At 56.4% G+C, this 12,012-nt stretch carries 14 protein-coding genes; 8 read left to right on the plus strand and 6 right to left on the minus strand.

All coding sequences use genetic code 11. The annotated features are described in order from the left end of the window. Nucleotides 1–178: 178 nt before the first annotated feature. The 6 genes from GMET_RS12980 to GMET_RS18440 all read left to right on the plus strand — a co-directional run bounded on the left by GMET_RS12980 (nt 179) and on the right by GMET_RS18440 (nt 4,340). Nucleotides 179–451 carry a pentapeptide repeat-containing protein gene (locus GMET_RS12980; RefSeq protein ID WP_049756809.1) on the plus strand — a complete coding sequence of 91 codons (273 nt, stop codon included), beginning with the start codon at nt 179–181 and terminating at the stop codon, nt 449–451. A gap of 70 nt (nt 452–521) precedes the next feature. Beyond that, the gene (istA, locus tag GMET_RS12985; RefSeq protein WP_004514801.1) at nt 522–1,547 is read left to right on the plus strand and encodes an IS21-like element ISGme4 family transposase; all 1,026 of its coding nucleotides are present in this window, start codon (nt 522–524) and stop codon (nt 1,545–1,547) included. Further along, complete coding sequence (gene istB / locus GMET_RS12990; RefSeq protein ID WP_004514800.1) at nt 1,544–2,338, plus strand: IS21-like element ISGme4 family helper ATPase IstB; 795 nt, start codon at nt 1,544–1,546, stop codon at nt 2,336–2,338. The genes istA and istB overlap by 4 nt, the downstream gene beginning before the upstream one ends. A gap of 44 nt (nt 2,339–2,382) precedes the next feature. Then, a complete protein-coding gene (locus GMET_RS12995; protein WP_049756810.1) occupies nt 2,383–2,871 on the plus strand; it encodes a pentapeptide repeat-containing protein in 489 nt (162 codons plus the stop codon). A 296-nt stretch (nt 2,872–3,167) separates the two neighbouring features. Continuing rightward, a complete protein-coding gene (locus GMET_RS13000) occupies nt 3,168–3,716 on the plus strand; it encodes an STM3941 family protein (RefSeq protein WP_004514792.1) in 549 nt (182 codons plus the stop codon). Nucleotides 3,717–3,815: 99 nt separating this feature from the next. Continuing rightward, a complete protein-coding gene (locus GMET_RS18440) occupies nt 3,816–4,340 on the plus strand; it encodes a DUF4410 domain-containing protein (protein WP_004514791.1) in 525 nt (174 codons plus the stop codon). A 146-nt stretch (nt 4,341–4,486) separates the two neighbouring features. Here the strand turns inward: GMET_RS18440 and GMET_RS13005 are convergent, their stop codons facing one another. The 3 genes from GMET_RS13005 to GMET_RS13015 all read right to left on the minus strand — a co-directional run bounded on the left by GMET_RS13005 (nt 4,487) and on the right by GMET_RS13015 (nt 6,483). Continuing rightward, nucleotides 4,487–4,825: a type II toxin-antitoxin system HicB family antitoxin gene (locus GMET_RS13005; protein ID WP_004514790.1), complete on the minus strand. Its 339-nt coding sequence runs from the start codon at nt 4,823–4,825 to the stop codon at nt 4,487–4,489. Then, nucleotides 4,822–5,076, minus strand: a complete 255-nt coding sequence (locus GMET_RS13010; RefSeq protein WP_081431817.1) for a type II toxin-antitoxin system HicA family toxin — start codon at nt 5,074–5,076, stop codon at nt 4,822–4,824. The genes GMET_RS13005 and GMET_RS13010 overlap by 4 nt, the downstream gene beginning before the upstream one ends. Before the next feature lie 237 nt (nt 5,077–5,313). Beyond that, nucleotides 5,314–6,483, minus strand: a complete 1,170-nt coding sequence (locus tag GMET_RS13015; RefSeq protein ID WP_011365616.1) for an IS481-like element ISGme9 family transposase — start codon at nt 6,481–6,483, stop codon at nt 5,314–5,316. Between the two features lie 148 nt (nt 6,484–6,631). On the opposite strand from GMET_RS13015, the gene GMET_RS13020 reads away from it, so the two are divergent. Continuing rightward, nucleotides 6,632–7,594: an SGNH/GDSL hydrolase family protein gene (locus GMET_RS13020; protein WP_004511867.1), complete on the plus strand. Its 963-nt coding sequence runs from the start codon at nt 6,632–6,634 to the stop codon at nt 7,592–7,594. Nucleotides 7,595–7,790: 196 nt separating this feature from the next. Beyond that, nucleotides 7,791–8,303 carry a hypothetical protein gene (locus GMET_RS13025; protein ID WP_011366073.1) on the plus strand — a complete coding sequence of 171 codons (513 nt, stop codon included), beginning with the start codon at nt 7,791–7,793 and terminating at the stop codon, nt 8,301–8,303. Here GMET_RS13025 and nuoB read toward each other — a convergent pair whose 3' ends face one another. Genes nuoB through GMET_RS13040 form a run of 3 tightly spaced genes read right to left on the minus strand, consistent with a single transcriptional unit; the run spans nt 8,304 to nt 12,007 of the window. Further along, nucleotides 8,304–9,038, minus strand: a complete 735-nt coding sequence (gene nuoB, locus GMET_RS13030; protein ID WP_004511865.1) for an NADH-quinone oxidoreductase subunit NuoB — start codon at nt 9,036–9,038, stop codon at nt 8,304–8,306. Between the two features lie 15 nt (nt 9,039–9,053). Then, nucleotides 9,054–10,574 carry an NADH-quinone oxidoreductase subunit C gene (locus GMET_RS13035; RefSeq protein ID WP_004511864.1) on the minus strand — a complete coding sequence of 507 codons (1,521 nt, stop codon included), beginning with the start codon at nt 10,572–10,574 and terminating at the stop codon, nt 9,054–9,056. Continuing rightward, on the minus strand, nt 10,571–12,007 hold the full coding sequence (locus GMET_RS13040; RefSeq protein WP_004511863.1) for a proton-conducting transporter membrane subunit: 1,437 nt from the start codon (nt 12,005–12,007) through the stop codon (nt 10,571–10,573). The genes GMET_RS13035 and GMET_RS13040 overlap by 4 nt, the downstream gene beginning before the upstream one ends. Nucleotides 12,008–12,012 lie beyond the last annotated feature (5 nt).

A 12,012-nucleotide genomic window follows, 5' to 3' on the forward strand; every position in this document is an offset into this window, starting at 1 on the left:
TTCGGCTTATCAGCTTTCAGCCTTGACACCACTTCCGTGACTTGAGATAGTGCAGACATGTGCATACTCTAATGATGGAGGCATAAACATGTTACGGAACAGGTTGTTGATGCTTGCAGCAATATCCGCCTGCAGTTTCGCAGGATCAATACCCGATTCCCATGGGTTTGACCCTGCTGTGATCGATCGCGCAAAGGCCCTCGGAGAATGCGAGGAATGCGACTTTGCCCATGCCGACCTGGAGGGAGTCGACCTTAAGGGGGTGAAACTGGACGATTCCAATTTCGCCGGGGCCAACCTCAGCGGAGCGAAAATTGAAGATTGCGGTGAGTGCGACTTCTCCGACGCCGATCTGACAAATGCCCTCATGGAACGGGCAAGCCTGGACGAGGCGATATTCGTCAGAGCCAACGTGAGCGCGGCCAAGTGCGAAGTGTTAGCGGCAATGTAAAAATGACCCACCTCGGAAATTGAAAATTGACCCACTCTTCCTGATAACCTAGCCGACCTGGAGGGTCGGCATGATCGGAAAGGAAGAGTGTATGGAAGTCAGAATTCTCAAGAAACAGGGCAAAAGCATCCGGGAGATCTCGCGGATCACCGGGCTATGCCGAAACACGGTCAGGAAGTTCCTCAGATCAACGGCCGATCCCAGATACAAAGAACGGGCGAAGCGGCCGGGGAAGCTAGATCCATTTAAAGCCTTTCTCGAAGAGCGGGTGAAGGCGGCGCTGCCACACCGGATTCCTGCTCCGGTGCTTGCTCGGGAAATTGCCAGCTTTGGCTACGATGGCTGCGAGCGCACCGTAAGAACGTTTTTGGCGACACTTTACTCCCGTGTCACTCCGGAGCCGGTTGTCCGGTTTGAAACGGAGCCCGGCAAGCAGATGCAAGCCGACTGGTGCGAATTGCGCAGGGGTAAACACCCATTGTACGCGTTCGTTGGAACCCTTGGTTTCAGCCGCGATTCGTTCGTCGTCTTCACCACCAGCCAGGCCTTTGATGTCCTTCGTGAGTGCCATGAGATGGCATTTTCCTTCTTCGGCGGCGTCCCGCGTGAAGTGCTCTATGACAACATGAAGACTGTGGTTCTGGAGCGAAACGCCTTCGGCGAGGGCAAGCACCGCTTCCACTCCGGCCTGTGGGACACAGCCAAGCATTTCGGGTTTATCCCCCGGCTGTGCAAGCCGTACCGCGCCAAGACCAAGGGAAAGGTCGAGCGGTTCAACCGCTACCTGCGGTACAGCTTCTACTATCCGCTGGTCTCGCGCCTTAAGCAGGCAGGATTAACTCTCGATGTCGCGACCGCCAACATCGAGGTCCGTAACTGGCTTAATGACGTAGCCAACTGCCGAATCCATGGCGAGACCAGCGAGCGCCCCTGCGATCGTCTCAAGATCGAGCGCGCGGCAATGTCGCCGCTGCCGCCAAGGGTTAAGGTTGAGCAGGGCAAGCCGGAAGTCATCACTCCCATGCCGTGGCCGGTGATCCCACTTCAGCGCCCCGCCTCCTTCTATGATCAGATCCTTCAGGAGGGGCGGCTATGAGCGACATCCAGCACCAGCGTATGGTCACCCTCTGCGACGACTTGAAGTTTCTGGCGGTGACCGATGTGTACGCCGACCTTGCCGATGCTGCGGCAAAGCAGGAGTCGTCATACATCGACTATCTCGAGCAGGTACTCAAGGCCGAGAACGACGTCCGGCAGGGGCGCTCGCGCCACACCATGGCAAAGCTCGCGGGCTTTCCCGCGATCAAGACCCTTGAGGATTATGACTTCGATTTTGCCACCGGCGCCCCGAAGCAGCGAATCCTGGACCTATCGGCAATGGCGTTTCTGGAGCGTCGGGAGAATGTAATCCTGCTCGGTCCCAGCGGTACCGGCAAGACTCACCTCGCCATTGCCCTCGGCTACCGGGCAACCCAGTGCGGCGTGAAGGTGCGCTTCATTTCCGCTGCGGACCTGATGCTGCAACTCGAAAGCGCCCAGCGCCAGGGGCGGTACAAGGAAGTAATGCGGCGCAGTGTCCTGGGGCCGAGACTACTCATCATCGACGAGATTGGATACCTTCCGTTCAGCGAAACACAGGCAAACCTGTTCTTTCAGGTGATCGCCAAAAGGTACGAAACAGGTTCCGTCATCCTCACCTCGAACCTGAGCTTTGGGGAATGGGAACAGGCTTTCGGCGGCAACACGGCACTCACATCAGCAATGCTCGACCGGTTGCTGCACCACGCCCATGTCATTCAGATCAGGGGTGACAGCTACCGATTGAAAGAGAAGCGCCGAGCTGGCATTCTCGGGCAGCAACTGCCGACACCCCAGATGGATGATTAACCCAGGAAGGTGGGTCATTTTTCAATTGCCGATCAACCGGTAAAGTGGGTCAATTTTCGATTGCCGTTGACAGCGAAGGGGCCTACATCCACCATTCCAGGTTCAACGGCGCCAATTTTACCGGCGCCGACATGAAGAAGGTGAATATTGAAAAAGGGAACTTCACCGACGCCAACCTGACAAATGCCAGTTTTACGGGGGCAAAGCTCAGATACGCGACATTCAAGGGCGCCGTTCTGAAAGGAGCGGATTTCTCCTTCGCAGACTTGTCCTATACCGACCTCAGTTCCCTGGATCTGGGAGGGGCAAATTTCCGGGGCGCCAACCTGGAGGGGACGACACTGACGGGGGCCACGTTCAACCGTGCGGATTTCAGGGGAGCAGACCTGACCCGTTCCCGCTACGGTGTGACGACCGTTTATGATTCTTCTTCAAGCAGATTGGTTGAAGATTTCGCGCCGGTCACTTGCGCTGAACTTCAAGATGCTGGAGCGACAATCGATTCGACGACGAAGTGCGTGAAGGGGCATTAACAGGAGAAATAAGCGACATTTCCTGATTGAGAATGCGGACAAAATTTGCAAGCGTTAATCGGGTAAGTTCCGGGGAGACAGAGTTGGAGAAGCATCTATTGTTGGATGCAGCAATCAAAATGATGGCGAATGAAAGCGTCTAATATTAGATGCCTGAGGGACTGTCATAAGCATCTATTATTATATGCATCCCGGTATCTACAGTTAGATGCCGGGATATAGTATTAGATGCTTGCATATAATATTAGATACCAGTCCTGGCCGGTCAATAACGAGTTAGGCAGAGAACAAACCATATGAATCTAGATGATCAAAGAGTAATTGAATTAAGCAAGAATAAAATCTTTCTACTGTTTTTAGGTGCGTGGGTATTTGTCACTATAGGGATTTGGTTGCTCCAAATGGATTCAGCCGAAATAGAATCTTCTCGTCGCTTTAATAGTCCACTATTTGTTCACGCTATTGGGGTGATGGGAATCTTATTCTTTGGCTTTGTGGGAGTGTCTTGGGCCAATAAACTTTTCCGAAAAGAATCCGGTCTTATCTTGAGTCCAGCAGGGATAGTTGACAATTCCTGTGGATGGTCAGCGGGATTTATTCCATGGTCTGAAATTGTAGGCTTAGACATAATCCAGGTTCAATATCAAAAAATAATTATCATTAAGGTAACCAACCCTAATAAATATATCGAAGATAGAGGCATCGTAAAGCGAGTCTTCAACAGCGCGAATTTAAAGATGTATGGTAGTCCAATCACATTAACATCGAGCTCTTTGAAAATCAGTTTCAACGACTTGGTCGATGAGTGCCGTGCATATTTTGCAAAGTATGGGGGAAATGCCTAACAATCGGCTCCACGGGAATGCTTCGCGTCCCGTAAGCCTCTAGCCGTTGGAGAACCGCAAAGATTTGTTGCTGCAACAAATAAAAACTTGGAGGTGTGTATGTTTGCAAAAGTCAGAAATGCGTCCATGGTGTTCCTTTGTGCGATGTTTTTAGCTGCATGTAGCTCATCAGGTACATTCACAATGAAGCAAGCGTTGATTGAACCGATTAACAATCAAAAAACTGTGTCTATCTGGGTTAAATCCGATAAAGTTCCCGAAAGTGAAAAAGAAGACGCAAAGAAGGCTTGTAGTTCACTTCAAGAAAAATTGTATGCACGCCTTGTCTCTGAAGGTTTGTTTAAATCTTCAGTCATTTACCCCAATAAAGGGGACTATAGTTTGGAAGTGGACGTACTTGGCGTGCGATTGGTTTCAAATACTGCACGGTTATGGTTGGGCGTAATGGCAGGCGCAAGCGGGATTGAAACAAACGTTTTGTTACGTGACGAAACAGGCAAAGTTTTAGCTGAGTTCAATGCAGATGGAAGTTCTGCTACGCACCCAATGTCTTCTGAAAGTGGGTCAGACAATGCTGTTAATGAGCTTGCTACCGAGATTGCACAAGCTTTAAAACAGAGATAGTGAAACACCGAAGGGGCTGCCCTTGAAAGCAGAATGATATGAAAATGCGATCCCAACCAAACCCTTGACCCGCACCGGGGCTGAGAAACGCCCCGGTGGCCGTTATACTAAGAAAAAAACTCAACGAAAGAGAAAATAAAGACTGCTCAGTGGCCGCGAACTGCACACTCTGACAAGAGTTCAACAACCCAGGCATTGATACTCTTGCCGTGAGCAGCAGCTTGTGCAGCGAGTCGCTGATGCAACGCGGGAGGTACCCGCAAGTTGAACTTTCCGGAGAAGTGTTTGCGCGGCTCAACCCCTTCTTCGGCGCACATTTCGAGAAAAGCCTTGAGGGATATTTCGCCTTCTTTCCGAAGATCGTCAACAGTACTTGCGTAGAAGTCTGCACCACCATTGATTCCAACAAACTCTCCCCGGAACATGTTGATTTCCGGGTCATATGAAATGACTGCGTCATAGTCGTTTATGGTCATATTGTTCATGGTTTCACTCCATTCTCTTCAAGCCACTTCCGAATGGAAGCGACTGCTCCTTTGTCCGTGTCCGGCGAAGGATGTGGACGGTGGAATACTCGTCGATCACCAAATAGACGAACCCCGACGCGGGAACCTTCTCGCTCGGTGATCTCAGCCCCAAGCTCTTTGAAAAGTGCAAGAATATCCGGCCACTGAACGTTACCGGGAACCGGGTGAGCAAAGATCGATTCCAGTGTTTTGAGATTTTTTCTTTTCATAAGTTTTAGTACCATAAATTAGTACCACAGTCAAGGATTGAACGCCTCAAGCAGGTCTCTCTAGACCAATCTCCGCTTCGCTTCGTGGGTCAGCTTTGCACTGTTGGTCGTACCGTGCTGGGCTCCAACCACCTTGCAAAGAGGGTGAATTGATGTATGGATATATCTAGTAACTGTTGAGTGCCACGACATCATGGACAACTTTTTGTGCCATGACATCGTGGACACTCATCTGAATCACCGCAGTTTGTAATCGAATTCCTCGACCTGATTTTTATCCAGGAAGAGTTTCAGTTTCTGTTCTTTGACATCGATAGTCGCCACCACGTATTCAAGCGCTGTCTCCGGTGGAACCGAGAAGCATTCGCCGAAGATGTTCAGCTTCAGGTCACTGCGGATAAGGCGGACAGCATGATATTTTCCGACTTCTGGCTTCTTCAGGCGATGCCTGGGAGGTTCATCCTCAGTCGGGAACCTCAGTTGCACATGCGAGGTGGCCAGTGCTTTCAGCGGCGTACTCCCCTTTAGCTTGCTGTAGCGATACTTGCTGTTGTGTCGCTGCTCAAAGGTCAGTGAGCCGACTTTCAATTCCTCTTCTGAAGTCATGATGACTTTGCCGAGGAACCGTTGTTGGTACCGGTCGTTGAACTTTTCGATCATGCCGTTTCTCCATGGTTCAGCCATGGGTATGAACCATGGTTCGACATCGTTATGCAGGCAAAGACGAATCAGTGGTCCCATGCCGCGGGGATGTGTCGGGCTGCCGAAGAATGACATGGCATTGTCAACCTGGAGTCGTTCTGGGATGCCTAGTCGTTTCCAGACTTCCCACAAACCGTCAATGACCATCTGACCAGCTTTGGACCGAGATGAGTGCAACCCGCACCTGACGGTTGCTGTATCGACAACATTCAGGCTGTAGAAGCGAATTGGCCCTGTCAGATAGCATGGACCAACGAGATCAGCTTGGTGCGTCTGGTTCGGCAACGCTGACGGCAGAACTGGGTAAAGCGTCCCTTTGGCTTCGTATTTGCCGGTGCGCCGATGTGTCAGTTCATTCCTTGCAAGAATCCGATTGATGGTTCTGGTAGAAGGCAACGGCTTGACACCCAGGTCCTCCAACTCCCACAGGATGGCCTGTGCACCACAGAACAAGCCCTTGTTGTAGAGATTGAGGCGAACCATTTTGACGATTTCTTCAATCTCTGCCGTTGTACGGTTCGGCATGGATTGTGGGCATCGGGATCGCTCGTCACTCCATACAGGGTCATCTCCATTCTGGCGAGCAACCCATTTGTATAGCCAGGAACGAGACTTGCCGAGTGATGTGCAAATTGATTCCGGGGTTTCGCCGTTTCTGAACCGTTGAACGGCCAACACCCGAAGCTGCTTGTTTTTATCTTCCATGAACACCTCCGAGTTTGATGTGGTGTTCACAGAATGCCGTGGCGACTATTCGATTGTCAGAGAACTTTGTCTACGATGTGCTGGCACATTTTTCTGTCCACGATGTCGTGGCACTCAACAAGTAACCAACAACCAGGGAGGGCAAAACATGAAATCGACGCGTATTAACAGATGGGGAATCTTGGGGCTGTTGCTGGCTCTCGTGCTGCAGGCACCGGGCCTGGCCACGGCGCAAACCACGTTCGGGCGGATCGTGGTGTTCGGCGACAGCCTGTCCGATCCCGGCAACCTGTTTGCCCTGGAGGGGGGAGCGAACACTCCACCCTACAACACCCTGGACCAGCTCCTCATTCCTGACAAGCCCTATGCGAGGGGGGGACACCATTTCAGTAACGGTGCAACCTGGATTGAGCAGCTTTCGCGGCCGTTGGGGCTCGCCGGGAACACCCGTCCCGCCTTTCTGGGATCGGATACCGAGGCCACCAATTACGCAGTAGGTGGCGCCAGGGCCCATGACGACGGGATCAACGTCAACCTCCAGGCCCAGGTGACTGCGTTCCTCAACACTGTCGGCGGCGCTGCCCCGGCCGATGCCCTCTACGTGGTGGAGTTCGGCAGCAACGACATCCGCGACGCCCTGGCGGCGGGCGCTGCCGGTGGACCCATCCTTGAAGGCGCCCTTGCCTCCGTCGGCAACAACCTCGGGGCACTCTACGCGGCAGGTGCGCGGAAGTTCCTGGTATGCAACGCGCCCGACATCTCGCTGACCCCCGCCGTTCTCACCCTTGACAAGCTCTCCCCCGGCGCAGGCCAATTCGCCAGCTTTCTGACGATGACCTACAACTCGGGGCTCAACCTTCTTCTGGGGTCGTTGGCAGGGCTTCCCGGCATCGAGATTGTGCGGGTTGATTTCTTCCAGAAACTGCACGAGCTGGTTGCCACTCCCGCTGCATTCGGTCTGAGCGTGGTGGACAGGGCCTGTGTAATGCCCGACACCCCGCCGTTCGCCTGCCAGTACCCTGATCAGTTCCTGTTCTGGGATGGGACCCACCCGACCCAGGCGGTCCATGCCATCATGTCGCAAGAGGCGACATCCGCGCTGGCAAACTGATCGTCCCGGAACAGACGCAAGAGAACCAATCACACAAAAAAGGGCGCCGCACACCATGCGACGCCCCTTTTCAGATGCAATTCTGCCTATGCAGCGAGGGCTCCGGCTTGTTCGGGACGTCTGAGGCGCCAACTTTCGTCTTGATCACAGGGAAGCCTTCCAAGTATCCTGACAGGAATTCCCCTCGTCCCATTCCATGAGAAACTCTGCCATGCCGAACACCCCTTCTATCACCAACAACGAGGATTTTTCCCTCTGCCGCGCCTGCGGCGGCGAATGCTGCCGGACAAGGCCGGGGATCGAGGCGCCTGCGCGGTTCCTTGCCGCGGCCAATCCCGCCGAGGAGCTGGCGCGTCTGCTGGCTTCGGGCCTCTGGGTCCTCGACCGCCATTACGGTGTTCCCTACGATCCCGGGAAAGGGGAGACGGGTGACCCGGACCGAATCATTCTCTACCCCCGGCCAGCCACCCGCCGGGAGCGGGCGGAGGGGACCCTTCTGGTCGTCCCCGGCGCCGGGGAGTGCGTCCTCCTGGGGGACGAGGGATGCACCCTCCCCTTCGCGGAGCGCCCCCGGGCCTGCCAGGCCCTGGAGCCGGCCTCCGACTTCGCCTGCACCGCCGCCTGGACCCGTTTCGACGCGGCCCGGGAGTGGCGGCACCACCAGGATACGGTCGAAGGAGCGCTCGCCCTCCTCGACTCCCGTCAGTGATTATCCCTTTATTTTATTCAGAATGCGCAGCAGGCCATCAAGGATGGTAGCCGGATGGGGTGGGCAACCGGGGATGTACAGATCAACGGGAACAATGCTGTCCACGCCATTGCAGACCTGGGGGGTGTCGATGTAAGGTCCGCCGTTGATGGCGCAGGCGCCGCAGGCGACAACGATCTTCGGGTCAGGAATCGCCTCATAGGTGGTCAGAAGTGCCTTGGCCATGTGTTCGGTAACCGGACCGGTTACCCACAGGCCATCCGCGTGGCGCGGCGACGCCACGAACTGGATCCCGAACCGGCCGAGATCCCAGCCGATGGTCGAAAGGACATTGGTATCGGCTTCGCAGGCGTTACACCCGCCGGCGCTGACCTCCCGGAATTTAAGGGAGCGCCCGAACAGACGCCGCAGGTCGGGAGGGAGCGGCCGGGCGTGGTGATGTTCCGATCCGGGATGAACCAGCAGATGGTCACGGTTCGTAACGGCCAGTTGATAGTCCGTGGTAAACTGGATGGTCCCTACCGGGCATTCGGCACAGAAAAGACATTTGCCCATGTCGAGACACCCGCCGCTCTCCTTTGAGTAAGCACCGTAGGGGCACGTGGCCTCGGAAGCCTCGTTTGCCGGGCTGACAAGCGGATAGCCGCGGAACCGCTCAGGCATCTGCAGCGGCGCAGCGGGATAGGGGGTGGTGCGATGGCCCTGCTTGATTCGGGAAGCGATTGCTCGGAACATGTAACGTTATCCTCCCTAGAGGTCGAACCCGCAATAGGACAGGTTGAAGCTCTTGTTGCAGAGCGGAAAATCGGATATTTGCTGTCCCCGAAGCGCCAAGGCGAGCCCTTGCCAGTTATGAAACGAAGGGTCGACGATCTTGTACCGGCTGAAACGCCCGGCATCGTCGGTGACCGCCACGTGACATATTTCCCCGCGCCACCCCTCGGTCAGGGCAACGGCCAGACGCCCGCCGGCGCAGGGGGCCGTAGCGACCCGATGCCCGCCTCCGGGGAGCTGCCGCAGCTGTTCTTCGATAAAATCCATTGATTTCTGGGCTTCCAGCCATCTGATCATGGTGCGTGCGCACACGTCACCATGGAAAACGGTCGCAACCGGAAGGTGGGTCATGCGATAGATGCCGAACGGATAATCGAGACGAACATCCCGCTTGATCCCGCAGGCCCGTGCGGCAGGCCCGACCAGGCCGAGTTCGAGGGCCTGTTCACGGGTCAATGTGCCGGTACCTTCCAAACGTCCCATCACCGACGGGGAGCTCCAGAGCAGCTCAATGGCATTGGTCAGGTCACGTCGCGCCTCTGCCAGACGTTTCAGAAGATCGTCGCGCAACCCTGGCGTCAGATCGAAAATCGTTCCGCCCGGGACGAGAAGCCCCCGACCGAAACGGCTGCCGCAGAGGACAGCGGTCATGTTGAGGAAATCTCCCCTGATACGGCCGCAGAAGGATGAGGTCGGCAGATACCCCACATCGCCGGCGATTGCCCCCAGGTCGCCGGTATGGTTGGCCAGCCGCTCCAGTTCGAGGGCAATGCCACGCAACACTTCCGCCCGGGGAGGAGCCTTGATCCCTCCCAACGACTCCATGATCATGCAGTAGGCCTGGCCATGGCCGATGGTCGTGTCGCCGGCGGCTGTTTCCATTACCTGCAAGGTGCGCGGGTGAGGTCCGCCCGCAAGACCCGCCTCGATCCCCCGGTGCTGGTAGCCGAGGGATATTTCCAGGTGGAAGACCTCCTCACCGTGGCACTGGAAGCGGAAGTGTCCCGGCTCGATGATGCCGGCATGGACGGGGCCGACGGCAACCTCGTGCACCTCGTCGCCCGCCACCTGGTAATAGTCCATGACGCCAACGCGGAGCGGCTCGTCCGCGGTGCGGTCCCAGGCATCGCGTCCCGGCACGAACGAATGGTGGAAACGAACCGGCTTGAACCAGGGGTGTCCATCGAATATCAGACCGCACTGCTCGGCGATCTCGCGTTCAAACAGTTGCACCTGGGTAATGAGCGAGGAAAGGGAGGGGACGTGACTGTCGCTTGTTTCCGTACGGGCCGCGGCAAGCCGCCCCTCGGCCTTGTTGGCCAGGATGCATACGAGCGCGGTGGAGGATGGCGCCGGAATGCCAAAATACGAAACAATCCGCCATCCCCGGTCTACGGAATCGAGAATCCCCTGCAAAAACTCGTTGATATCTACGGGGGGAATCTCTGCCAGGGGGACGGAGGCCCCGTTGTATATGGTGCGGAATGAATCCTTCACGGTTGCACCCCCAGCATCGCAGCGCCCTCTGTCAGGAGCGAGACAAGGAAAGCAGGCGGCCATATCCCCAGCAGCAGGATGACCGCCATCATGAGAAACGGCGGCCCCACGGTCAGCAGACGGTCCTCGTAATCGGAGGGTTCGAGGCCGGCGGGTGGGGTACCCATGACCATCGGCAGCACCGTCAGGGCCATGCCGATGAACACAATGACCAGAAACAGCAGGAACAGCCACCCCACCAGATGCCGCCCGTCGATGAAGGCGTTGCTGACAATCGCATACTCACTGATGAACGGCGAGAACGGCGGTGAACCGGTAATGGCAATGAAACCGGCCAGAAAGAGCCCCCCCGACCAGGGGAGCCGTGCCAGTGCCCCCCTGACCACATCGGTCGTCTTGTTTCCGTAGGACCGGTGGATGTTGCCGGAGGAGAGGAACAGCACCCCCTTGGTCAGCCCGTTGTTCAGGAGATGAAAGAGCGCGCCGTACAGCGCCCCCTTGCCAAGCCCGAGACCGATGGCGAGAATCCCCACATGTTCGACGCTCGAATAGGCCAGCATCCTCTTGAAGTCGGCCTGGTGCGCCATGAATACGGCGGCAAAGGCCATGGAGATGAGCCCCATGCCGACGAGGGCATCTTGAAAGAACGCCAGTTCGGCACCGGATGCCAGGCAGATCTGATAAACCCGCATGATGCACAGAAATGCGCAGTTGACCAGCCCCCCGGCAAGCAAGGCCCCCACCAGGCCGGGCGCTTCGCCATAGGCATCGGGCTTCCAGGCATGGAGCGGGGCCAGCCCCATCTTTGAACCATACCCCACCAGGAGAAAAATCGCCGCCGCGTGGAGCCAGCCGGGGTTCAGCTCACGGGCGGACTGCATCAGCGGGCCGAGCAGCAGGGTGGCGTCCCGGTGGGCCACGTAGGTGGAATAGGCGAGGAACAGCAGCCCGAGCAACGCCAGGCCGATGCCAACGGAACAGAGGAGCAGATACTTCCAGGTGGCCTCTATGGAGCGGGCATTGCGATTGAAGTAGATGAGGGGGGCCATGGACACGGTGGTTGTTTCCAGTGCGACCCAGAGCAGTCCCAGATGCTGGGTCATGGTGACCAGCCCCATGGCCGAAAGGCAGACCAGCAGCCCCATGCAGAGGACCCGGTTCGAACGCTCCTGACGGTAGGAGAGGTAGCCGACGGCATAATAGGCGCAGACGGTGAAGAGGAGGCTGATGCACAGGAGCACCACCTTCCCCAGGGGGTCGAGCCAGATCCAGCCTCCGGGGGATGGTGGCGGCGTGTTCACCAGCAATAGCGCCGTCAGTGCCAGGTGAACCGTCGCAACAGCCGGCAGGGTAATGGGCCTGAGACGATTGTCCGGCACGATCCAGGCGCATAACGCCCCCACCAGGGGGAGCAGAACAAGGGCATACAACATGTGAG

It is taken from the genome of Geobacter metallireducens GS-15 (assembly GCF_000012925.1).
Taxonomy (GTDB): domain Bacteria; phylum Desulfobacterota; class Desulfuromonadia; order Geobacterales; family Geobacteraceae; genus Geobacter; species Geobacter metallireducens.

Excerpts from the sequence above, each read along its gene's own strand:
- nuoB (WP_004511865.1), bottom strand. The coding sequence starts at position 9,038 with ATGTTCCGAGCAATCGCTTCCCGAATCAAGCAGGGCCATCGCACCACC.
- istA (WP_004514801.1), top strand. The coding sequence starts at position 522 with ATGATCGGAAAGGAAGAGTGTATGGAAGTCAGAATTCTCAAGAAACAG.
- GMET_RS13020 (WP_004511867.1), top strand. The coding sequence starts at position 6,632 with ATGAAATCGACGCGTATTAACAGATGGGGAATCTTGGGGCTGTTGCTG.
- GMET_RS13015 (WP_011365616.1), bottom strand. The coding sequence starts at position 6,483 with ATGGAAGATAAAAACAAGCAGCTTCGGGTGTTGGCCGTTCAACGGTTC.
- GMET_RS13025 (WP_011366073.1), top strand. The coding sequence starts at position 7,791 with ATGAGAAACTCTGCCATGCCGAACACCCCTTCTATCACCAACAACGAG.
- GMET_RS13000 (WP_004514792.1), top strand. The coding sequence starts at position 3,168 with ATGAATCTAGATGATCAAAGAGTAATTGAATTAAGCAAGAATAAAATC.
- GMET_RS13040 (WP_004511863.1), bottom strand. The coding sequence starts at position 12,007 with ATGTTGTATGCCCTTGTTCTGCTCCCCCTGGTGGGGGCGTTATGCGCC.
- GMET_RS18440 (WP_004514791.1), top strand. The coding sequence starts at position 3,816 with ATGTTTGCAAAAGTCAGAAATGCGTCCATGGTGTTCCTTTGTGCGATG.
- GMET_RS13010 (WP_081431817.1), bottom strand. The coding sequence starts at position 5,076 with ATGAAAAGAAAAAATCTCAAAACACTGGAATCGATCTTTGCTCACCCG.
- istB (WP_004514800.1), top strand. The coding sequence starts at position 1,544 with ATGAGCGACATCCAGCACCAGCGTATGGTCACCCTCTGCGACGACTTG.
- GMET_RS13005 (WP_004514790.1), bottom strand. The coding sequence starts at position 4,825 with ATGAACAATATGACCATAAACGACTATGACGCAGTCATTTCATATGAC.